Origin of the sequence: Saccharopolyspora flava, assembly GCF_900116135.1 — a bacterium.
Taxonomy (GTDB): domain Bacteria; phylum Actinomycetota; class Actinomycetes; order Mycobacteriales; family Pseudonocardiaceae; genus Saccharopolyspora; species Saccharopolyspora flava.
This window is the reverse complement of the sequence record NZ_FOZX01000003.1, coordinates 222,856-243,984: the sequence shown is the minus strand read 5'-3', so window position 1 is coordinate 243,984 and position 21,129 is coordinate 222,856. Positions and strand designations below refer to the sequence as shown.

General features: G+C 67.8%; 16 protein-coding genes and 1 tRNA gene. 5 read left to right on the top strand and 12 right to left on the bottom strand.

Going from position 1 to position 21,129, the window contains the following annotated elements; translation table 11 throughout:
- Positions 1 to 22 precede the first annotated feature (22 nt).
- Both BM424_RS11495 and BM424_RS11490 read right to left on the bottom strand, forming a co-directional pair.
- Positions 23 to 1,450, bottom strand: coding sequence for an MFS transporter (locus BM424_RS11495; RefSeq protein ID WP_093416069.1), 1,428 nt, complete (start codon positions 1,448 to 1,450; stop codon positions 23 to 25).
- A gap of 162 nt (positions 1,451 to 1,612) precedes the next feature.
- Complete coding sequence (locus BM424_RS11490) at positions 1,613 to 2,242, bottom strand: GntR family transcriptional regulator (RefSeq protein WP_175548042.1); 630 nt, start codon at positions 2,240 to 2,242, stop codon at positions 1,613 to 1,615.
- A gap of 336 nt (positions 2,243 to 2,578) precedes the next feature.
- On the opposite strand from BM424_RS11490, the gene BM424_RS11485 reads away from it, so the two are divergent.
- Complete coding sequence (locus BM424_RS11485; protein WP_093416063.1) at positions 2,579 to 2,923, top strand: Rcat domain-containing protein; 345 nt, start codon at positions 2,579 to 2,581, stop codon at positions 2,921 to 2,923.
- Positions 2,924 to 3,435: 512 nt separating this feature from the next.
- Here BM424_RS11485 and BM424_RS11480 read toward each other — a convergent pair.
- Positions 3,436 to 3,777: a hypothetical protein gene (locus BM424_RS11480; protein ID WP_093416061.1), complete on the bottom strand. Its 342-nt coding sequence runs from the start codon at positions 3,775 to 3,777 to the stop codon at positions 3,436 to 3,438.
- Positions 3,778 to 3,960: 183 nt separating this feature from the next.
- Here BM424_RS11480 and BM424_RS11475 point away from each other — a divergent pair, with 183 nt between their 5' ends.
- Positions 3,961 to 4,836 (top strand): helix-turn-helix domain-containing protein, encoded by an 876-nt coding sequence (locus tag BM424_RS11475; RefSeq protein WP_093416058.1) that lies wholly within the window; start codon positions 3,961 to 3,963, stop codon positions 4,834 to 4,836.
- Positions 4,837 to 4,858: 22 nt separating this feature from the next.
- Positions 4,859 to 5,248: a DUF397 domain-containing protein gene (locus BM424_RS11470; RefSeq protein ID WP_093416056.1), complete on the top strand. Its 390-nt coding sequence runs from the start codon at positions 4,859 to 4,861 to the stop codon at positions 5,246 to 5,248.
- 58 nt (positions 5,249 to 5,306) lie between these two features.
- Here the strand turns inward: BM424_RS11470 and BM424_RS11465 are convergent, their stop codons facing one another.
- The 8 genes from BM424_RS11465 to BM424_RS11430 form a co-directional block, all read right to left on the bottom strand.
- On the bottom strand, positions 5,307 to 6,377 hold the full coding sequence (locus BM424_RS11465; RefSeq protein WP_093416053.1) for a glycoside hydrolase family 62 protein: 1,071 nt from the start codon (positions 6,375 to 6,377) through the stop codon (positions 5,307 to 5,309).
- A gap of 89 nt (positions 6,378 to 6,466) precedes the next feature.
- Complete coding sequence (locus BM424_RS11460) at positions 6,467 to 7,504, bottom strand: glycoside hydrolase family 10 protein (RefSeq protein WP_093416051.1); 1,038 nt, start codon at positions 7,502 to 7,504, stop codon at positions 6,467 to 6,469.
- Positions 7,505 to 8,377: 873 nt separating this feature from the next.
- Entirely contained in the window at positions 8,378 to 9,169 is a 792-nt protein-coding gene (locus BM424_RS11455; protein ID WP_093416048.1) for a DUF1684 domain-containing protein, read from the bottom strand.
- A gap of 93 nt (positions 9,170 to 9,262) precedes the next feature.
- The gene (locus tag BM424_RS11450; RefSeq protein ID WP_175548041.1) at positions 9,263 to 10,486 is read right to left on the bottom strand and encodes an acyl-CoA dehydrogenase family protein; all 1,224 of its coding nucleotides are present in this window, start codon (positions 10,484 to 10,486) and stop codon (positions 9,263 to 9,265) included.
- 138 nt (positions 10,487 to 10,624) lie between these two features.
- A complete protein-coding gene (locus BM424_RS11445) occupies positions 10,625 to 12,103 on the bottom strand; it encodes an LCP family protein (protein WP_093416045.1) in 1,479 nt (492 codons plus the stop codon).
- On the bottom strand, positions 12,091 to 12,924 hold the full coding sequence (gene tatC, locus BM424_RS11440) for a twin-arginine translocase subunit TatC (protein ID WP_093416044.1): 834 nt from the start codon (positions 12,922 to 12,924) through the stop codon (positions 12,091 to 12,093). Before tatC ends, BM424_RS11445 begins: the two co-directional genes overlap by 13 nt.
- An 85-nt stretch (positions 12,925 to 13,009) precedes the next feature.
- Positions 13,010 to 13,210, bottom strand: a complete 201-nt coding sequence (locus tag BM424_RS11435; RefSeq protein WP_093416042.1) for a twin-arginine translocase TatA/TatE family subunit — start codon at positions 13,208 to 13,210, stop codon at positions 13,010 to 13,012.
- Positions 13,211 to 13,433: 223 nt separating this feature from the next.
- Entirely contained in the window at positions 13,434 to 14,291 is an 858-nt protein-coding gene (locus tag BM424_RS11430) for a LysR family transcriptional regulator (RefSeq protein ID WP_093416041.1), read from the bottom strand.
- 616 nt (positions 14,292 to 14,907) lie between these two features.
- Between BM424_RS11430 and BM424_RS11425 the strand changes: the two genes are divergently transcribed.
- Positions 14,908 to 19,047, top strand: coding sequence for an Ig-like domain-containing protein (locus BM424_RS11425; protein ID WP_093416039.1), 4,140 nt, complete (start codon positions 14,908 to 14,910; stop codon positions 19,045 to 19,047).
- Positions 19,048 to 19,384: 337 nt separating this feature from the next.
- Here the strand turns inward: BM424_RS11425 and BM424_RS11420 are convergent.
- Positions 19,385 to 19,457: transfer RNA gene (locus tag BM424_RS11420), tRNA-Leu, on the bottom strand.
- Positions 19,458 to 19,715: 258 nt separating this feature from the next.
- Here BM424_RS11420 and BM424_RS11415 point away from each other — a divergent pair.
- Positions 19,716 to 21,020, top strand: a complete 1,305-nt coding sequence (locus BM424_RS11415) for an amino acid permease (RefSeq protein ID WP_093416968.1) — start codon at positions 19,716 to 19,718, stop codon at positions 21,018 to 21,020.
- Positions 21,021 to 21,129 lie beyond the last annotated feature (109 nt).

Sequence of the window (21,129 nt, the reverse complement as noted above, 5' to 3'; positions counted from 1 at the left end):
GTGAGTGCTCCGTTTCGTTTCGTCAGGCTGCGAGGGTGGTCCGGGGCGAGTCTTCGTTGATCTGCTCCAGCGTCCGGGCGCGGGTTTCGGGAGCGAACCGCGTGGCCAGGACGAGCAGGGCGTACATGACCGCGGCCATGCCGAAGACCCCGGCGAAGCCGAACGCCCCGAACAGGGCGACGGCGAGGAAGGGCATCACGGCGCCGGCGATGTTGCCGATGCCGTTGACGATCGAGGTGCCGTTGGCGCGGATCGAGGTCGGGTAGAGCTCGGGCGACCAGACGGCCAGCGTGGTGTTGGTGATCATGGTGAAGAACTGGAAGAGCCCGCCGAGGATCAGGATCAGCGTCGTCGTGTCCCCGAACATCGCGAACGCGGCGGCGGTGACGCAGCCGAGCACGCCCGCCCCGCCGACGGCGCTGCGGCGGCCGACTCGTCCGGCCAGCCAGGCGGCCGCGCAGGAACCGACCAACGAGCCCAGGTTCATGATCATCGTGAACAGCAGGCTCTCCGAGATCGAGTAGCCGCGCTCCACGAGCAACGTCGGCATCAGGAAGTTGAGGGTGACCTGCACGCCGAAGGCCATCCAGGACGCGACACCGATGGACACCGTGCGCGCGAGGACGGAGCGGGCGAACACCGCCGCGGGCGACGAGGAGAGCTGGCGCTCGGGGATGTCCGCGGTGGTCAGCGGGCCGTCGGGCGCGGCTCCGGTCGCGGGGGTGAGGGAGTTCGACGCCAGGATCGCCAGCGAGCGGTTGGCCTCCTCGACACGTCCCTTCGACAGCAGGAACCGCGGGGTTTCCGGGAGGCGTCGCCGGTAGAGGACGACGAGCAGCGCGGGGAAGGCCAGGAGCAGGAAGGTCCACCGCCACACCAGGTGGTCGCCGCCGAGGGCGGGCGCGAGCGGGCCGAGCAGCAGGAAGAACAGCCCGTAGGACAGGAAGTTGCCGACCCCGCCGGAACCGATGTTGAGCGTCGCGACCAGCGTGCCGCGATGCCGGGTGGCGACCATCTCGGCGAGCATCGCGATGCCGATGGTGAACTCCCCGCCCAGTCCGATGCCCACCACGAAGCGGCTGGCCAGCATCATCTCGTAGTTCAGGGCGACGGCGCTGAGCAGCCCGCCGAGGGTGTAGAGCAGCAGGTTGATCGACAGCGAGGCGCGGCGGCCGTACCGGTCGGCCAGCCAGCCGCCCGCGAGCCTGCCGACGAGGCCGCCGATCACGGTCGCGGTGTTGATGGTGGTCAGCTGGGTGTCGGTGATCCCGAGCGCGAGCTTGAGGTTGGCGCCCATCGCGCCGACCGAGTTCTGCTCGAGGGTGTCGAAGAACATCCCGGCGAGGATGAGCGCGAGCACCCAGAACTGGGCGCGGCTGAAGCCGATCCGGTCGAGGTGCTGGGCGAGGGTGCCGGAGCTTGCGCGCTCCGGGGCGTGATTCGAGGTCATGGGGCTGAGCTCCACATCGGCGGTGTCCCCGCGCCGAACGGGCGGAGGGAAGAGGCGGCCACGCAACGAACACCCGTTTTGTATACGAGTACTGTTTCCGCGACGTGTACTCCTGTGCCGATGAGATGAACTCAGGGACGGCGCTGTCGTTTCGTATACGAACTACGCGTTGGCTTGGCGGCGGTAGATCTGCTCGTCCTTGAGGATGTGCTCGCCCATCAGATAGCCGGCCTGCACCGGCGACCCGCCGAGGATCGCGGTGGCGATCGCCGCGTGATCGGACCACGACGTGTCGATGCGGTCCTCGATCTCGAGCTCGAATCCCCACGCGATCCGGCGGAGCAGCCCGTCGAGCATGCGCACGAGCTCGGCGTTGCCCGAGGCTCGCGCGACGATCTCGTGGAACTCCATGATCAGCGACGGGAGCCGGTCCACCGCCCCGGACTCGCCGGCCCGACGCCCGCGCTCCACGACCGCCCGGAGGTTCTCGGCCTCGTCACCGCCGCGCACCTCAGCCGCGAGCGAGGCGGCGAGCACCTCAAGCCCGCGCCTGACCTGCATCAACTCGACTACGTCGCGCTCCGACCGCGCCGAGACGGTGGCGCCCTTGTACTTCTCGGTGTTGACGAAGCCTTCGCTCTCGAGCTGCAGCAGAGCTTCCCGGATCGGCACCCGCGACACGCCGAAGCGAGACGCGATCGCCTCCTCCTTCAACCGCGAACCCGCGGCAATCGTGCCGTCGATGATCTCAGCACGCAGCGCAGCAACGATCGAATCAGACTTGGCAACCACGAAACGAGCATATGGCACACCCGGCGCAACCCCATCTCCTGCCGCGAGTCCCGAGGGGGAGGCAGGGGGCAGTTTTAGCGAAAACTGTCCGGACATTTCGGGCGCCACCCGGCGACAGTTTTCACTAAAACTGTCCCCCTCCAGAACCCACCACCCACGAAACCTCCCCACCCAACCCCACAGAAGCAGGAGCCGGGTCGACGTTGGGGTTCTGTTGCGGTGAGGGGGAGGGTCGGCAGGGCATTTCTCCTCTGGGGTGCCTCACGGGTGGTCGCTTACACGTTGTGGGACCGCTCTTGCCGCTGCGGTGAGAGCTCTCGACGATAGGGGCACGTCATGCGGTTCCCTCAACTCCGGGTCTTCACCTGGGTCATCCTCGTCATCAACGCGATCTTCCTCGTCTGGGTCATCGGCGGGATCGCTTCTCGCCCGAATCCCGACGATCCCGCCGCGAACGTCGGCACGGCCATCGGAGTCGGCCTGGTCATCGGCTTGTGGGTCGCGGCCGATGTGATCCTCGGGATCCTCTGGCTGGTCACGAAGCCGAGAACCCGCGACTGCCCGGCGTGCGGCCGAACGATCAAGCGAGGCCAGATGACGTGCAAGAGCTGCGGCTACGACTTCGCCCAAGCGGCCCGATTCCTCCAGGGCGACAAACAAAGTCCTCCCGACCTGGCATGAGAAGACGTCGGCGAGGCTCATGCTCCGAGCGACTGCTGGACGTGAACCCGGCCCTCGGTGTGATCGACCTTGCCTACGACGACTAATTCCACCCGGGCCATTCCCAGATCGCCCTCACTCCCTCGCCACTCGGCTCGAAAGCGGCGGGTCCCCTGTGTGCAGACGGGCTGACTGCGGCGGAATCGCCCCAGGTCGCCACCGGCGTTGGTGTTCTGCAAACGAGGAATGTGCGCCCGTGCGCAGGTTGCGTTCACCCCCGCCCCACGCAAGTCGTCCATCCGACCCGGCCCCGCCCCCCGAGGATCACTACGCCGAGTCCGGGTTCCTAGCCGCTTGGGGCCTTCTGCCGCGAGTCCTGAGGGGGAGGCAGGGGGCAGTTTTAGTGAAAACTGTCCGGACATTTCGGGCGTCACCCGGCGACAGTTTTCACTAAAACTGTCCCCCTCCAGAACCCACCACCCACGAAACCTGTGGGTCGCGGCCGATGTGATCCTCGGGAACCTCTGGCTGGTCTAGTTGATGTCCGGGTCGGATGGGGTTGCTGCGTCGGGGTTGACCCATACCAGGTGTTCGGTGAAGTTGTCGCCTGCGCGGAAGCCGAGCAGGGCTCGTTCCGGTGTTTCCAGGCTCATGCGGAGGCCGCCGTCGACGTCCACGACTTCGGCTCGGTCTTCGAAGGCGATTCCCCAGGCGACGATTTCGGCGTCGAGTCGGTCGCCGTACTCCTGCACGATCGCGAACACCTTCGGCGCGAAGTCCGCGACCAGGCTCTCGATCAGTTCGGTGAACCGGGCGCGGCTGCATATCGGGCTGAGGCCGGATTCGTCGGCTGAACCGTCGATCGTGCTGGGCATGGATCCTCCGAAGGGTGTTGATCGAGGTGAACCTGGTTCCCGCAATGGTGGTGGAAAGAAACTTGGTCATCAAGCTTTGATGGTGATGCCGTTTGGGTGATCATCGGGTTTACCCTGTGCTCGCGTTCGGAGTCCGTCACCCAACGGCCTTCGCCTGCCGCACTGACCAGGAGGACCACACGCATGTCGGCGACGGTTCGCACCGCCCGGAAACTGCTGCTCGGCCGCGAGCTCGCGCACATGATCGAGACCGCGGGCCTCTCGCAGAGCGAGGCCGCGAAGCTCATCGAGACGAGCCAGTCGCGCATCGCCCTGCTCATCAACGGCGGCGGCAGCATCTCGCCCGGCGACCTGGTGCTGCTCGCCGACAAGCTGGGCTTCGACGACGAGGGCTACAAGGAATCCCTCCGCGAACTCCGCCGCGACAACCACAAGCGAGGCTTCTGGACCACGGGCCACAATCGCGCCTACTCCGAGGACCTGCGACTGCTGGTGGACCTGGAAAAGCACGCCGACCAGATCCGCGCGGCGCACGTCGAGGTGATCCCGGGACTGCTGCAGTGCGAAGCCTACGTCCGGGCCCAGCACGAGGAGAGGTCCGGAGCCGGCGATGTGTCGCTGGACGAACGGGTCGAGGCGCGCTTGGCGCGGCAGGAAATCCTTGCAGGATCTGAGGCGCCGATCGTGCAGTACGTGATCTCGGAGTCGTGCGTGCGGCGTACTTGGGGTGACGCCGATGTAATGCGCGAGCAGATGGATTTCCTGATCAAGCTGTCAAAGAGGCCGAACATCATGCTGCAGGTCATGCCCTTTGACCAGCCAGTTGGTCAGCGGGTGCCTGTCGTGAATCCGTTCACCGTGATCCATGTTCCGTCGCCCGGCGCGGCGGGTTCGTTGAAGCTGGTCTACGTCGAAGGTGAGGGCGAGATCAGGTATCTCGATGACAAGAAGGCGGTTGCTGCGCACGAAGCGGCTTGGGCTCGCGTCTCGAACGCCGCGCTACGGTTCGAAGAGACCAGGAAGTTCCTGAAGTCGGTCTCGCAGGACTTCAGGAAGTGAGCGCACGAGGGGACCGAGGACGATGACGACGCTGCCCACCTTCGCTGAGAACGATTTCCACAAGGCCAGTGCCAGCCTGCCTGACAGGGAGTGCGTCTGCGTCGCTCGTCGGGACGGCTGGGTCGAGTTACGCGACGACAAGACAACTTTCGGCGCGCCCGATGACCTGCGGCTCCGGTTCACGGAAGACGAGTTCGACGCTTTCCTGGTCGGTGTGCGTTCCGGGGATACCGACGGGCTGTGCCTGGCGATGACGTCCCGCTCCGACGGGACCTACACCTTCCGCAGCAACGCCTCGCCGTCCGCGGGTGCCGAGCTCGAATTCACCGAAGCCGAGGTCGCCGCGTTCCTCGACGGCATCACCCGAGGCGAGTTCGATCGAGATGTCATGTCGGAACTGATTTCTGCATGAGGGACGTAGCCAACGCGGAACGCCCCGGCCGACGAAGTCGGGGCGTTCCGCGGGTACCTCAGCAGTCGGGGTTGGTTTGGGTGGCTTTGGCGATCTGGTAGGGGAGGTCGTTGTAGTCGCCGCTGGCGGAGGGGTCCTTGCCCTGGTAGACGAGCTGGAGGTTGCAGGGGTCGATGGTCATCGTCTGGTCGTTCGTGCTGCGGATCAGCTCGCCGTGGCTGATGTCCTGCGTCCAGGCGTTGCCGTCGTCGAAGGTGACGTTGTTGCTGCGGGCGAAGGGGTTGTCCTCGGTGTCCGCCAGGGGTTTCCACTCGCCGTCGAGGCCTTCGGCGGTGAAAGCGCGGTACCAGCGGTTGTTGTCGGTGCCGATGGCCTCCCACATCAGCAGGTAGGTGTTGGTGTCGCCGACGCGGTAGACGGCGCCGCCTTCGAAGAGGTTGTTGGCGGTGTCCTCCAGAACGATCTGGGTGTTGCCGAAACCGTTCGGGAAGTTCGCCAGGGTGGTTTCGGACCGGTAGACGTGCCCGTTGTCATCGGCGGAGAACAGGTAGCAGTTGGCGTCGTCGCAGGTGACGAAGAAGTCCAGCCAGTTGCCGTTGCCGATGTTGTCCTGGACGACCTGGGGGACGGAGTCCATGAAGTTCTTCGGCGCGGACCAGCTGGTCGGGTCGTCGGGGTTCTTCGTGGTCGAGTACGACGGCAACCCGGTCTGGTAGACGAGGTACCACTCGTCGGTGGGCGCGAAGTAGAAGGCGTGGGGTGCGGCGTGGTAGCCGGGGCCGATGGCCGACGCGGTTTCCAGGTCGACCTGCGGTGCGGTGGCGGCCTGGGACCAGTCGGTGAAGCTGGTGTGGGCCAGACCCCAGTCGTCGTTCTCGACCCTGGTGAAGAACACGTGCCAGGTGCCGTCCTCGTCCTGCACGACGGACGGGTCCTTGGCGGAGGGGGAGTTGAGGTCCGGAGCCGGCGCGATCAGGGGTCCGGTGGAGGACCACTCGAAACTGCCGGGCAACTGCGAGGCGTCGCGGGTCGGGGCCGCCGAGGACGCCGGACCGGCGAGCAGCACCGATGCGGAACTCAGCGCGGCGACGGTCGCCACGACGACGGGGCGACGTGCGTGAACGGGCATGGCAGAACTCCCTCGTGATTCGGCCGGGGGCCACCGGCGGCAATCGCCGCCGGTGGCCCGAACACGGGAAAACGGTGGGGGCGCGGGGATCAACCCTGGTGCGTGCCAGCGCTGTTCAGCGCTTCGAGCACGGCGTAGTACGCCTCCTTCTTCTGGTAGTTCCCGTCGAACAGCAGCGGGGTTTCCTCAGCGCGCCACGAGTACGTGTCGGGGATGCCCCACACGGTGATCCCCTCGCACCGCTCCACCGCCAAGCAGGCCTGGGTGACGGCGCGGTACACGTCGGCCTGCGCGGTTCCCGAGCCGCCGACGTCGAGCTCCGTGATCTGGACGTTGACGCCGAGGTCGGCGAAGCGCTGGAGGTTCTCCTGATAGGTGCTCAGGTCGCTGCTGGTGCTGAGGTGGGTCTGGAAACCGACGCAGTCGATCGGCACACCGCGAGCCTTGAAGTCGGCGACCATGTCGTAGACGCCGTTGCTCTTGGCGTTGATGCCGTCGGTGTTGTAGTCGTTGTAGCAGAGCTGGGCGTTCGGGTCGGCCTCGCGCGCGGTGCGGAAGGCCTCCTCGATGTAGCCGTCGCCGAGCTGCTGCTGGAAATGGGAGTCGTCGCGGCGGGTGCCGTCCTCGTCGAACGCCTCGTTCACCACGTCCCAGGAAGCGATCTGGCCCTGGTAGTGGCCGGCGACGCCGTTGATGTGGTCGATCATCGCCTGGTTGAGCGCGTCGCCGGAGAGCTGTTGCGCCCATTGCGCCAGCTGCGAGTGCCACACCAGCGTGTGGCCGCGCACCTGCATCCCCTGGCTCTCGGCGTGGGCGACGACCTGGTCACCGCCGCTGAAGTCGAACTGGCCCTGGGCCGGCTCGGTGGTCTCCCACTTCATGTTGTTCTCGGCGACGACGCTGTTGAACTCCTGGTTCAGCGTGTTGACGTACGGCTGCTCGCCGAAGTAGCCGGGTTCGATCGCGGTGCCGAAGTACCGCCCGCTCTGCGCGGCCGATTCCCCCAGCGTCTCGGCCGCGTGGGCCGTACCGGTGAAGAGACCGACACCGCTGGTGGCGAGAACACCGGACGCCAGCAGCGCCAACGCGGTCCGACTTCGGGGTCGAACGCTCGAACTGTTCTTCACGAGAACTCCTTCTCTTGGTTTCCAACGGACATCTCTGCCGGTGCTCCAGCGAGAGCCGTGCCGGAACCCGGCGCGAACAACCGGGCACGGCGGTGCTTTCGGGGGAGCACCGAGTGGAAAACGCTTTACCGCACGGGAAATCAGCGTGCGTGTGGCATGAGTGCGTCACCGGAGGAGCACGGGTTGCCGTGTGAGGAAGCCGAATCGGCAGTCCGTGCGAGGAGCCGCCCACCGGTGTTCATCGCCGCGGCGGTGCGATCCGCATTCGTCTCCGGAACGCTCCGGCGATGGGCCTGACCGGGCCAGAACATGTGAACACCATCCCGTCGAAGCAAGGAAATGCCTGCTGAGTGGGGGATACCGCGCGCAGCGACGCCCTGAACGGGACGTTCGCTTGCTCGGACAGTGTTCGGGCCGTGTTGGTTTCGAATGTTACGGCTCCGCGCCGGGTTGTCAACGGCCACTTGGTGCGAATCGGTCGCATGGGTCGTACCCAGCGGTTTCGGGTGATGACGGCGGGAAGGCGCGAGGTTGTGCTCCGAAACTTTCTTCATCAGGATGGCCCAATTTCCCGTGTCAGCAGTATTTCCGGTTGACTGCGGCGCGGTTACTTGGGATAAGATCCTGAAAGTTTATTGATAGTTCCGAAAATTTCGGGCTCGTGTTGCTCGGTGATGCACTTCCGCTTCGACGATGAAGAGGAGAGTTCGGTGTCCATCCGTGCTGGTATTCGACGCTGTTCGCGGAGCCCTTCGGTCCGGAGGCGTGCGTCGATCACCCCCGAAAGTTAGCCCTTCCGGGCGGTTGATCCGGATGCGGTCCGGAGCACGATTTCGGCCACGCGGTTTGCCGTGAGCGGCCGAAACCGCCGGCTCACTTCCCGGAGCGCTCGTAGGGGAGCAGCTCGCCCGCGGTCACCTCGAACGGCAGGTGGTTCCCCTCAGGCGGCAACGGGCAGGTCGCGAAGTCGGTGAACGCGCACGGGAGGTTGACCGCCCGGTTGAAGTCGAGCGTGACCGTCCCGTCTGCGGCAGGTTCCCCGGTGGCCACCGAGCGGTTCGCCGGATAGGTGGTCACGCCGCTGGTGGCGTCGGTGAACAGGATGTTCAAGCCGTTTCCGGACTTCCCGTTGAACGCGGTCAGCGCGTGCTCGACGCCGCCGCGCTCGAAGCGCACCACACCGGGAGCCTGGTAGACGTGGTTCAAGCCGGGGGTGACGGCACCGACGGTCGTTGGCTTCGGTTCGGCGAAGGGCTCGAAAACACCGGTGAGCGCCCACTCCGGGTCCGGCTCGTAAGCCGGAACACCCCGGAATTCGCGCAGCGCAGGGGCTTTCGGAGAGTGCACGCGGATGAGGTAGCCGGAACGCCGCGCCACCTCGACCTCCACGTCACCGGCCGACACCCGGACGCCCGCTCCGCTGTTGACCAGCTCGAACCGCTGCACCCCGGTGATCGGCTCGCCCTCGTAGAACAACTCGTCGCCCCGCGGGTCGACGTAAGCCGCCTCGGCGTCCTGCCACCACACACCCGGCGCAGCCGAGTAGGTGGCCGGAACCTCGCTCAGCCAGTCCAGGGAGATCAGAGCCAACCACCCGTACGGGTCGGCGAGCGCGCGCTCCCGCTCGGCGTGCCACACCCGCCACTGCTCGACGAACGCACTCATACGACCTCCCTCGACCCACCCCGACCATACGACTCCCACCACAACCCAGCCCCGAAGTCCACAACGTGGAACAACACCGTCGTCGGCGCAGCCTCAGGTCAGCCCGAGTTGTTCGTTCGCGATGAGGCGGTAGGTGGGCTCCTTGAGCTGCGGGTTGCGGTGCCCGACGGCCTGGGCCAGGTCGCGGAACACCCGCTGGAAGCGTTCCCCGTGCTTCGACGCCGAGGCGCCGACCGTGCGGTAGAGGTCGCGGTCCACCGCTTCCCACGCCTGCACGACGAGCTCGCGGCCGATCCCGCCGAGCAGGTTGTCGGTGGCGGCCGTGAACGGTTCGGTGCCCGCGACGTTGGCGCGTGCCGCATCCATCCAGCGGTCGAGCGCGTGGAACAGCGCCGCCTCGGCGACCTGGAGCTTGACCAGCGCGCTGCCGTACCAGCGCAGGTAATCCGGGTCCTCGGTGCGCGGCGCGAAAGGCGGTAGGGGCGCCTTGCGCGTGCGCATGATGTTCTCGTACTCGTCGAGGGCGTTGTAGCCGCCGCCGATGGTGAGCGCGGCGACGCCGATGCCGAACGAGGACATGTGCCGCCCCGAGTACATGGGGTTGCCGTAGGCCAGCGAGCCCGGGCTATGCCCGTCGAACCCGTAGTCGGCCAGGTTCACGTCCTCGAGCACGTACCGGGCCGGGAGGAACGCGTCGTCGAACACGATGCTGTGCGACCCGGAACCGTTGAGCCCCAGCATGTTTCCCCAGTCGTCCAGCCGCGTGTACGCATCCTCGGGTGCGACGTACAGACCGAGGCGCGGACTCCCGTCAGCGTTGGTGCCAGGCAGCACGCACTGCCCGATGAAGTGCGTGGAGTAGGGGATGCCCGAGCAGTAGTTGACCGTCCCGTCGAGCTTCCACCCGCCGTCGACCGGAGTCGCCCGCGTGGTGGGTGCGTACATCGAGGCCGCGATCAGCTGGCCATCGTCGTACACCTCGTCGTGGATCTCCCGCGGGAACCAGTTCCCGAACATCAACGCGTGGTTGGAGGACAGGCAGAAGCACCACGCCGTCGACATGTCCGCCCGCGCGAGCTCGATGACCACCCGGTAGAACGTCGCCAGATCGACCTCGAGCCCGCCCTGAGCCTCGGGGATCAGCATCCGGTAGAAGCCGGCCTCCTGGAACCACCGGTGGACCTCACCGTCGTAGAACGTGGCCTGCTCGACCTGCCCGGCCCGCGCGATGAGCTCATCCCGCATCTCCCTGGCAGCCCGGACAAGCCCCTCCCGGACCTTCAACTGCTCGTCATCGACGGTGTTCGAGACAGTCATACGTGCCCCCGACTCGGCGAAGCTGAATGGCATACGTGTTTACGTACTACCAGCAGCACCTCACCGCGCCGCCCTCGGGGGAGCGGTCCTCAGAACACGTGGAGCCCGGTATTTCGCCAGGAAAGCCCCATTTCCGGCTCAGTTGACGCAGGGGATCTCATCTGCCGTGATGCCGCTCTTGGTGGGGAGGGGTGCCTGCTGCCCGTCGAGGCGGATTGGTGCTCGTGGGGCGAATTCCTGGATGTTCTCCGGGTCGTCGTAGTCCTTGCCCTGCAAGACCCGCACGTTGCCCATCGGGAGTGACGGGTCGACGGCAGTGGGGATCGAGCCGAGGAGTCCGGAGACGTACTCGGCGACGTCGGCGTCGTTCGGGTGGTGCAGGACGCGGGACTCGGTGGTCTCCGGTCCGTTGCCGACGTGGCCGATGACGACGTCCCCATCGCGCAACTCCTCCTCGGCGCGTGCCGCCATGCCGGTGGTGCTCGTGCCGTTGAAGATCTCGACGGTGGTCGTCTCCAGATCGGCGGGCTTCGACGGTGGTGGCGGCGGGCCTTCGTTGGCGCGGGCGATCGCCCTTCTCACCGACTGCGGGAGGACCTTGACCGCCTGCCCGTCGGGCGTGTCGTATTCGGGATCGGCGACGGGGATGGTGCCGAACTGGATGTTGCCGCCTGCGAGACCGGTCAGATCGCCCGCGAAGCCGAGCACGTCCCAGTCGTCGTCGAGCACGACGGACCGCTCGACGGCGTTGAGCAGCCGCTGCAGCTTCGCCGGGCTGGTCAGCGTTCCGGCGGAGAGCACGCGCTCGGCGAATCCCGCCAGGAACGCCTGTTGGCGCTGGACCCGGTCGAGGTCCCCGCGCGGAAGGCCGTGGCGCTGCCGCACGAACGCCAGGGCGTCCCCGCCGGAGACCTCCTGGCGCCCCGCAGCGAATCGGGCGCCCGAGTACGGGTCGTCCACGGGCTGGTTGAGACAGACCTCGACGCCACCGATCGCAGTGGTGAGCTCGTAGAAGCCGAGCAGGTTCACCTCGGCGACGTGGTTGATGTCCACGCCGGTGAGCTGGTGCACAGTCCGCACGAGCAGGTCCCGCCCGGCGTCGGAGGACAGGCGCTCCAGGTCGGCTTGGTCGTCGACGCCGTCCGACTGCAGGCGGCGGCGCTCTTGGGCCTTGCCGATCCCGTAGGCCGCGTTGAGCTTGTGCGAGCCGTGCCCGGGAACCGCCACGTACGAGTCCCGGGGGAGCGAGTGCGCGACCGCGCGGGTCCGGTCGGCGGAGACGTGCAGCAGCATCACCGTGTCGGTCAGGCTCGATCCGCTGTCCTCGGTGCGCAGCTCGCGCAGCAGCTCCGGCGGCAGCGGGTTGCCCTGCGCGTCGGTCCTGCCGTCCATGCCCACCAGCAGAACATCGACCGGCTCGTTGTCGTTCGCGCTCGACGTCGACCCACCCAGGTCGCCCAGCAGGCTCCAGCCGAACCCGGTCAGCAGCAGCACCAGCGCGGAGCTCAGGGCGACTGCCGCGCGCGCGGCCACGGACCGGCGCCGGGTCGGCCTCAGCGAGCGCAGGGGAGTGGTCGCGGTGATGTCCGGTCGTGCGCGGCGCCCTACCTGAGCCATGCGTGGTCCTTCGTCTCGGTGGTCGGCGTCGGTGATGCCTTCACCTCGGGCGAAGGAACATCGGGGGCAGCAACGCGCCGCCGACGATCGTGGCGGCGGCACACCGCGAGTGCGACGGCGAACAGTGCGCACAGCGTCGTTCCCAGCGCCAGCATGGAGATCGGATCCTGGGGCGTGGCGACGGCGGACAGGACGAACAGCCCGAAGACGATCCCGCGCCACCAGCTCCGCAACGCCGCATACGACAGGACCTCCGCGCGGTTGAGCATCACCACCAGCAGCGGCAGCTCGAAGCACACGCCGAACAGGAACAACATCAGCAGCACGAAGCGGACGTACTCGGCGCCGGTCAGCGCGGTGTAGAACGCGTCACCACCGAACCCGACCATGAACGCGAGCCCTGCCGGAACCACGGAGTAGGCCAGCAGCGCACCGGCGACGAACAGCACTGAGCCGAAGCCGACGAACTGAGCGGCGAACCGCCGCTCCACTGCTCTCAGCCCGGGCGTGATGAAGGCCCAGAGCTGGTGGAGCCACACCGGGCTGAGCAGCACCGCCCCGGCGGTGAACCCGACCTTGAGCTGCAGCGCGAAGACCTCGAACGGGGCGGTCTGCAGCAGCCGGCAACCGCCGTCTCCGGGGCTGAACCGCATGGTGGGCGGCAGTGCGCAGTAGGGCCCGAGCAGGATGTCGGCCAGCGATGGCAAGCCGAACAGCCGGTGCGAGAACCACCAGATCCCGAAGAGGCCGCCGACGACGAGGGCCGCCATCGAGACGCCGACGCGATACCGCAGCTCGCGCAGGTGCTCGACGACGGTCATCGTCCCGTCGGGATCGCGCTTCCGGCTCCATCGGCGACGCGGGACGTCGTTCGGCCGGGGTGATGTTTCGGTCACGTGGTTCGCGTCAGGACCGGGGCTTGTCACCGACCGCGTCGGAGGAGCGCCGCGCCACTTCCTCGTCCTCCCGCATCCCCCGGGTCTCGGCCTTGAGCACGCGCGCCGACTGGCCGAGGGAACGGGCGAGCTCCGGCAGCTTGCCCGCGCCGAACAGCAGCACTACGACGCCGATGAGCAGAACGAGCTGCCACCCACCCGGCACAGTCACGAATCCCGCACCTCACCACATCCGAAAGTCCGCTTCTCCGACCGAAGAAGCCGGCGGGCGACGTGTCCACTCAGGACCTGTCGAGCCATGTTCCTGCGGTCCAGCAGATTTCGTCAGCATCGACGCGCCCGCCCGCCGTCGCGGTCTCGACCAGTCTCGGGCGCAGCGGATCCGGCGGCAATGCCCGCGGTGTGATGGCTGCGATCGTGCGATGCGATCGCACCTAGTGCGAGCCCGCCACCTCCGGACGGCCGGCTTCGGCGATCATGTCGACGAGAGCGCTCATCGGCGTCCCGTGCACCGGGTCCCGTCCGCTGAGGACGAACTCGATCGGTTCGAGTTCGGGAAGACCGTAGTCGAGCGGCACCAGTCCGTCCGGGATCACGCTGCGCGCGAACACGGCCACGCCGAGCCCGGCGCGCACGGCCATGCTCAGACCGTTGAGCCGGTCCGCGTTGCAACTGATGCGCCACGACCGCTGCCCCTGCTGCAGCGCGGACAGCGCCCGGGCCCGAGTGATGCTGGGCTCCGGGTACACCACCAGCGGAACCGGATCGCCGGGAACGATCTCGGTGTCCGGCCTGCCGACCCAGACGAGCTCGTCCCGCCACAGCACGCGCCCCGAGGGCTCACCGTCCGGCTGCTTGATGAGGGCCATGTCGAGCTCACCGCGCGCGAGGCGGTCGTGCAGCGGGGCGCTGAGCCCGGCGGTGAGGTCGAGATCGATCCGCGGGTACTTCCGCTGGAACCGCTGCGCGATGTCGGTGAGCCACCCCGTGACCAGGTCTTCGGACACACCCAGCCGCACCCGGCCGCTCGGCTCCGGACCGGCGAAGTAGTCCAGCGCCTGCTGCTGACTGCCGAGGATGCCCCGGGCGAAGCCGACCATCGCCTCACCGTCGCCGGTGAGCTCCACGGTGTGGCTGTCTCGCGTGAGCAGCGACCGGCCCACCACCGACTCGAGCTTGCGTATGTGCTGACTCACCGTCGGCTGCCCGAGCTCGAGGGCCCGAGCCGCGCGGCTGAAGCCACCCGTCTCGGCCACCGCCAGGAACGTCCGCAGCCACACAGTGTCCAACACAATTCGGAAATATCACCACCGTTGGCAGATTTCCACTCACCGGATGTGCTACCGCAACGAGGATCACACTTGCTCCCCGACCGGCGTAGCCACCCGGGCGCGGAGGGCCCGACGCTCTGCCGGGTGTGCCCTCCGGCGAGGTCTCGATCGTGAGCGCGGTGGTCGTGTTCACGAACGGTTCAACGGCGACCGCGTTTCGCAACGACCGGGCTCCGAGCAGGGGCACGGGCGGTCGCGGCCGTTTTGGGGCGCTGTGGTTTTCGGGGGTGACGGTCTGGATCTCGACGGTAGAAGTCCCCGAGAGCGCAAAGTTCTCGGGGTCTTTTCGGAGAAGTGGATAGGGCTCCGCGATAATGTGAGAAAAGCTCGAAGAGCGATCTTCACAATGCCCCGAGCGGGTGGTTATCGGCTTTGATCGCCGACGCCGCGTGGTAGGTCGTGATCGCCCTGTTTAGGGTGATTTCACCCCCTCGAGAGGCCCTTCCATGTTTCGAATCATGCGAATGGACTTGTCGCGGCTGCTGTTCTCGCCCTAACTCTGGCTTTGTTCAACCCGCCGCTTGCCCGTTCGGAATCGCTTCCCGCCGCCTATTCCGGCGCCACGCACGGCGACGTCATGGAGCTGAATCTCAGCGCGGCGGGAATTGCCAGCATCAACGCCGCGATCGGGCATTCCGCGACGACCACCGACAGCACCGGTGATCCCCGCGCGCACGCCGAGTCGGCGAATCTGGACGCGAACGCGTTGGGCATCCCGCTGGCCGTGGCGTCCGACGAGGCGAGCTCGGACAACGCGACCCCGACCGACAGCTACACCACCGGCTTCGGCACGATCAGCGTGCCCGGCGTCCTGAGCACGGGCGCCATCAACGGCTCGGGCAGCACGAACTGGGCGGGCGACGCGGCCTGCGTGCCGGACGGCACGCCGATCGCGCAGTCCCGCACCGACCTCGCCAACGCGACCCTGGGACTGACCTTGGCTGGAGTGGGCCTGGAACTGCTCAGCCTGGGAGCGCTGCAGACCAGCGGGCAGACCACGCTGGATGCCGGATCGGTGGTGTCCAGCAGCTCCGGCAACCTCAGCTCCCTGTCCCTGCTCAACAAGCTGGTTCAGGTCGAGGTGCTGAGCAATCCGACGCTCACCGCCACCTCCGATGGGACCACCGGCCAGATCACCGCCAACGACTACTCCGTCGCGGTCACGATCGCCGGCCAGCGGACCGTTCTCCGGGCGGGCCAGGAGATCCCGATCCGGCTCAACATCGGCGTGCTGAGCACCGATCTCACGCTCAGCGTCGGCCAGCTCGTGAACAACTCCAGCGGCCCCACCGCATCCGGCTCGATGACGTTCCTGCGGCTCGCCGGTTCCGTCAACGGCCCGCTCGGGGTCAACCTCGCGAACGTCAACATGGGCCTGCTGCCGTTGTCCGCCACGGCGACCGCACCTCCTGGCGGGGTGGAGTGCGACCGGCTCGACGCGCCCGCGATCACCTCGCCCTCGAACGGCGACATCACGAGCGAAACGCCGACCATCACCGGCACGGGCGTTCCCGGCGCCACCGTGACGGTCACCGAGGGCGGCACCACGATCGGCACCGCGACCGTCGGCCCGGACGGCACCTGGTCGCTCACACCGGAACAACCGTTCCCGCCGGGCGAGCACACGATCCAAGCCACCCAGGCGCTCGGCGACGCCCAATCCGATCCGTCGAACTCGGTGACGTTCACCGTGCCGGACACGGTGCCGCCGGACCCGCCGGTCATCCAGTCCCCGGCGCCCGGTGACCTCACCGGTGACAGCACGCCGACCGTCTCCGGGACGGCCGAACCCGGCTCGACCGTGATCGTCACCGACGATCAGGGCAACCAGGTCGGGACCACCACGGCCGATGTCGACGGCAACTGGACCGTCGAAGTCGCCCAACCGTTCCCGGACGGTCCGCACACGATCACCGCGACCGCGACGGATGCCGCGGGCAACACCTCGCAGCCGTCGGATCCCGTGACGTTCACAGTAGACACCACGCCACCCGGCGCACCGACCATCACCGGACCGGGGAACGGGTCGCTGACCGGTGACAGCACGCCGACCGTCTCGGGGACGGCCGAACCGGGCTCGACCGTGACGGTCACCGATGATCAGGGCAACGAGCTCGGCACGACCACGGCTGATGCCGATGGGAACTGGGTCGTCGAGGTCGGCCAACCGCTCCTGGACGGTCCGCACACGATCACCGCGACCGCGACGGATACCGCGGGCAACACCTCGCAACCGTCCGATCCCGTGACGTTCACAGTGGACACCACGCCACCCGGCGCACCGGCCATCACCGGACCGGCCGACGGTTCCGCCGTCGGCGACAACACGCCGACCATCACGGGCACCGGCGAACCCGGTGCGACCGTCGAAGTCACCGTGGACGGCACCGTCATCGGCACCACGACCGTCAACAACGACGGCACGTGGACCCTGGATGTCCCGCAAGCGCTGGTCGACGGTCCGCACACCGTCACCGCGACCCAGACCGACCTGGTCGGCAACGCCTCGCCCGCGTCGTCGGAGACGACCTTCACGTTGGACACCGCGGTCGAACCGCCGGTGATCAGCGAACCCACCAACGGCAGCGCGACCGGTGACAGCACGCCGACCATCTCCGGCACCGGCGAACCCGGCGCCACGGTCACGGTCACCACCGCCGATGGAACCCAGCTCGGCACCGCCACCGTCGGTCCCGACGGCACCTGGTCCTTCGACGTGCAAACCCCGCTGCCCGACGGGCAGCACACCATCACCGCGACCCAGACCGACCAGGCGGGTAACACCTCCGCCGACTCGAGCTCGGTGATCTTCGCGGTGGACACCACAGCCGACCCGCCGGTCATCACCAGCCCGGCCGACGGCTCGACGACCGGTGACAACACCCCGACCATCACCGGCACCGGCGAACCCGGCTCCACCGTCGCCGTCACCGTGGACGGCACCTCGGTCGGCACCGCCACCGTCGGCCCGGACGGCACCTGGCACCTGGACGTGCCGACGGCCTTCCCCGACGGCCGGCACACCGTCGAGGCCACCCAAACCGATCCCGTCGGCAACACGTCCGCCCCGGCGTCGTCGACCTTCGCGGTCGACACCACGGCACCCCAGCCGCCGGTGATCACCGGCCCGTCCGACGGCGCGACGACCGGTGACAACACCCCGACGATCACCGGGACGGCCGAGCCCGGATCGACCGTCACGGTCACCGACGCGTTCGGCAACCAGCTCGGCACCGCCACGGCCGACGAGCAGGGGAACTGGTCGGTGCCGGTCGAAACCGCGCTGGCGGACGGGTCGCACACGATCACGGCGACGGCCACCGACCCCGTCGGCAACGTCTCCGGGCCATCCGCGGAGGTGACCTTCACCGTGGACACGACGATGCCCGAAGCGCCGGTGATCCAGTCCCCGGCCGACGGCGCGACCATCGGGGACGCGACACCGACCGTGTCCGGCACCGGCGAACCCGGGGCGACGGTCCAGGTCAGCATCGACGGCAGCCCCGTCGGAACGGCCCAGGTCGGCGAGGACGGCACGTGGAGCCTGGACCCCACCACGCCGCTGGCCGAAGGCCGGCACGTGGTCACCGCCACGCAGACCGACGGGGCCGGCAACACCTCGCCGGTGGGTTCGAACGCGTTCACCGTCGACCTCACCGCGCCGGCCCCACCGGTGATCGCGAGCCCGACCAGCGGCGAGGTGGTCAGCGGACCGCCGACCTTCTCGGGCACCGGTGAGCCGGGCGCGACCGTCGAGGTCGTCGTGGACGGCGAGAGCATCGGCACCACGATCGTCGGCGAGGACGGCACGTGGAGCCTGGTCTCACAACGGGATCTGGGCGACGGCGAGCACACCGCCACCGCCACGCAGACCGATCCGGCGGGCAACAGGTCCGCCCCGTCACCGGAGCTCGTGTTCACCACGGACAGCACGGCACCGGCCCCGCCGAGCATCACGGGCCCGGCCGACGGAACCGTGACCAACGACAACACGCCTACGATCTCGGGAAGGGCCGAGCCCGGGTCGTCCGTGGTGATCACCGATTCCGCAGGGGTCGTGGTGGGCACCACGCAGGTGGACGCGAACGGCAACTGGTCGTTCACCCCGGAGGCACCGCTGGACGACGGCTCCTACACGTTCACGGCGACGGCCACCGACGCGGCGGGCAACGTCTCGGCTGAGTCCGAACCGGTCACCATCCTGGTGGACACGGTCGCCCCGCCGACGCCGGTGATCACGAGTCCGGCGGACGGATCGACCGTCGAGACCAGCAGGCCCGTCATCGAGGGCGAAGGCGAGCCGGGCGCGACCGTCGAGGTCACCGTGGACGGTCAGCTCGTGGGCACCGCGGAAGTCGGTGAGGACGGCAGGTGGCGCCTCGAGCTCACCGATCCGCTCGGCAACGGCCGGCACACCGTCTCGGTGGTCCAGGTCGACGAAGCGGGGAACCGCTCGACGCCCGACTCGATGACCTTCGAGGTGAACGCGCCCGCGACCGATCCGCCGGCGGACCAGCCGCCGCCCGACGGCGGTGGGGACGGGGACGGCGGTGCCGGGGACGGCGCACCCGGCGGGGCACCGTCCGGCGAGGCGGACGGCGACGAGCTGGCGGTGACCGGCACGTCGCTGGGAACGACGTTGCTGAGCGCCCTGGCGTTCCTCGTGCTGGGCGGCGGGCTGTTCCTGAGCACCCGGCGCAGGCACAACAGGGAGTGATGCGGCTGCCCGTGCGGCATTGATCCCTACCCACGAGAAGTCCCTGCGCCTCACGCGCAGGGACTTCTCTTAGCAGCAACCCCGAAACCGCACCTTGCGCCGGTGGGTACGGCGGCCGACACGCGATCACGATCGTCTGCGCGCGCTCTCGAGTGTCGTGAGGTTGTTCCTACGTGGATGCGCCGTGGGCCGCGCCGAAGAAGCCCACGGCGATGCGAGCGTGTCCGCGCGCTGTCCGCGGACAGCTGCAGAAAGCCAGTCCCAACATCGAACGCCCGGAAAGCGCCAGGGCACGAAAACACCTGGTCAGGAAACTGAAGTCCCAGTTCAAACGGAGTGCCCCCGGTGAGATTCGAACTCACACTGTACGGATTTTGAGTCCGCTGCCTCTGCCGTTGGGCTACGGGGGCTGGTCTTGTCGTCAGCATACGGGACGGCCGATCAGGGTCTTCCGGGAGGGTGTCTGGGGCGTTACTCCTGGTCAGGTTCATGTGAACGGGTGCTGAAGATCGTTTACCTCGCGGGTCTGGTGGTGGTGATCACGGCGTCCTAGGTTCGCTGGATCGTGCAGCGTGTGGCAGGCCGAACGTGCGGAGGACGTGGTGGTCGAGGAAGTGACCCGGGGTGAGCCGGGGCTGCGGAGGAGTCTGAAGAACCGGCACCTCCAGATGATCGCGCTCGGCGGCATCATCGGGGCGAGTCTGTTCATCGGCAGCGGGGCGGTGATCTCGACCGTCGGGCCGGCGGCGATCGTGTCCTACGCGATCGGTGGGCTGATCGTCGTGCTCGTGATGCGGATGCTCGGTGAGATGGCCACCGCGGCACCGACGTTGGGCTCCTTCATGGAGTACGCGCGGACGTCGCTGGGGGAGTGGGCGGGATTCACGCTCGGCTGGTTGTACTGGTACTACTGGGTCGGCGTGGTGGCCTTCGAGGCCGTCGCCGGGGCCGAGCTGATCAACCCGCTGATCCCGATGGTGCCGCAGTGGGTGATCTCGCTGGGGCTGATGCTGGTGCTGACCGGGACGAACCTGGTGTCGGTGCGCTCGTTCGGCGAGACCGAGTTCTGGCTGGCCTCCATCAAGGTCATCACCATCGTGATCTTCCTGGTGTGCGGGGTGCTGTTCGTCTTCGGGCTCTGGCCCGGGGCCGAGATGTCGGTGAGCAACATCGGCAAGGACGGCTTCTTCGCGCACGGCGGCTTCTCGGTGCTGCACGGCGTGGTGATCGTGATCTTCTCCTACTTCGGCACCGAGATCGTCACCATCGTCTCCGCCGAGTCCGACGAGCCCGAGCGCTCGGTGGCCAAGGCGACCAAGGCCGTGGTGTGGCGGGTGCTGCTGTTCTACGTCGGCTCGGTGACGCTGCTGGTGATGATCACGCCATGGGATCAGATCCCGACCGAGGGCAGCCCGTACGCCGCGGCGTTCACCCGGTTCGGCATCCCCGCGGCGGAGGTCGTGGTCGACGTCGTGGTGTTCACCGCGGTGATCTCGGTGCTGAACTCCGGGCTGTACACGGCTTCCCGGATGCTGTTCGCGCTGCAGCGGCGGTCGTTCGCGCCCGGGTGGGTGCGCGACCTCAACGGCCGCGGTGTGCCGTGGAAGGCGATCGTGCTGTCCACACTGGTCGGTTACGTCGCTGTTGCCGCCAGTTACGTCGCCCCCGACACGATCTTCTACTTCATCATCAACAGCGCGGGCGCCGTGGCGCTGTTCATCTACGGCATGATCGCCCTCTCGCAGCTGCGGATGCGCCGTCGCCTGGAGCGCGAGGCGCCGGAGACGCTGAAGCTGAAGATGTGGCTGTTCCCGCACCTGACGTGGGTCACCCTGGCCCTGATCGCCACCGTGATCATCACCATGGCCTTCGTCGCCGACGTCCGCTCGCAGCTGCTGCTGAGCCTCATCAGCGTCGCCGCCATCATGCTGATCTACGTGCTGTTCGTGCGGCGGAAGGTGTCGAACGGGTGAGCGGAAGGGTGTCGCAATGGTCACGCCGCCTCTTAACCTCGGCGTGAAGTCAGGACCGGTAAGCTGCGGTTTCCGATGCAAACCGCATCGGCGGACCCCGAGTTCTACT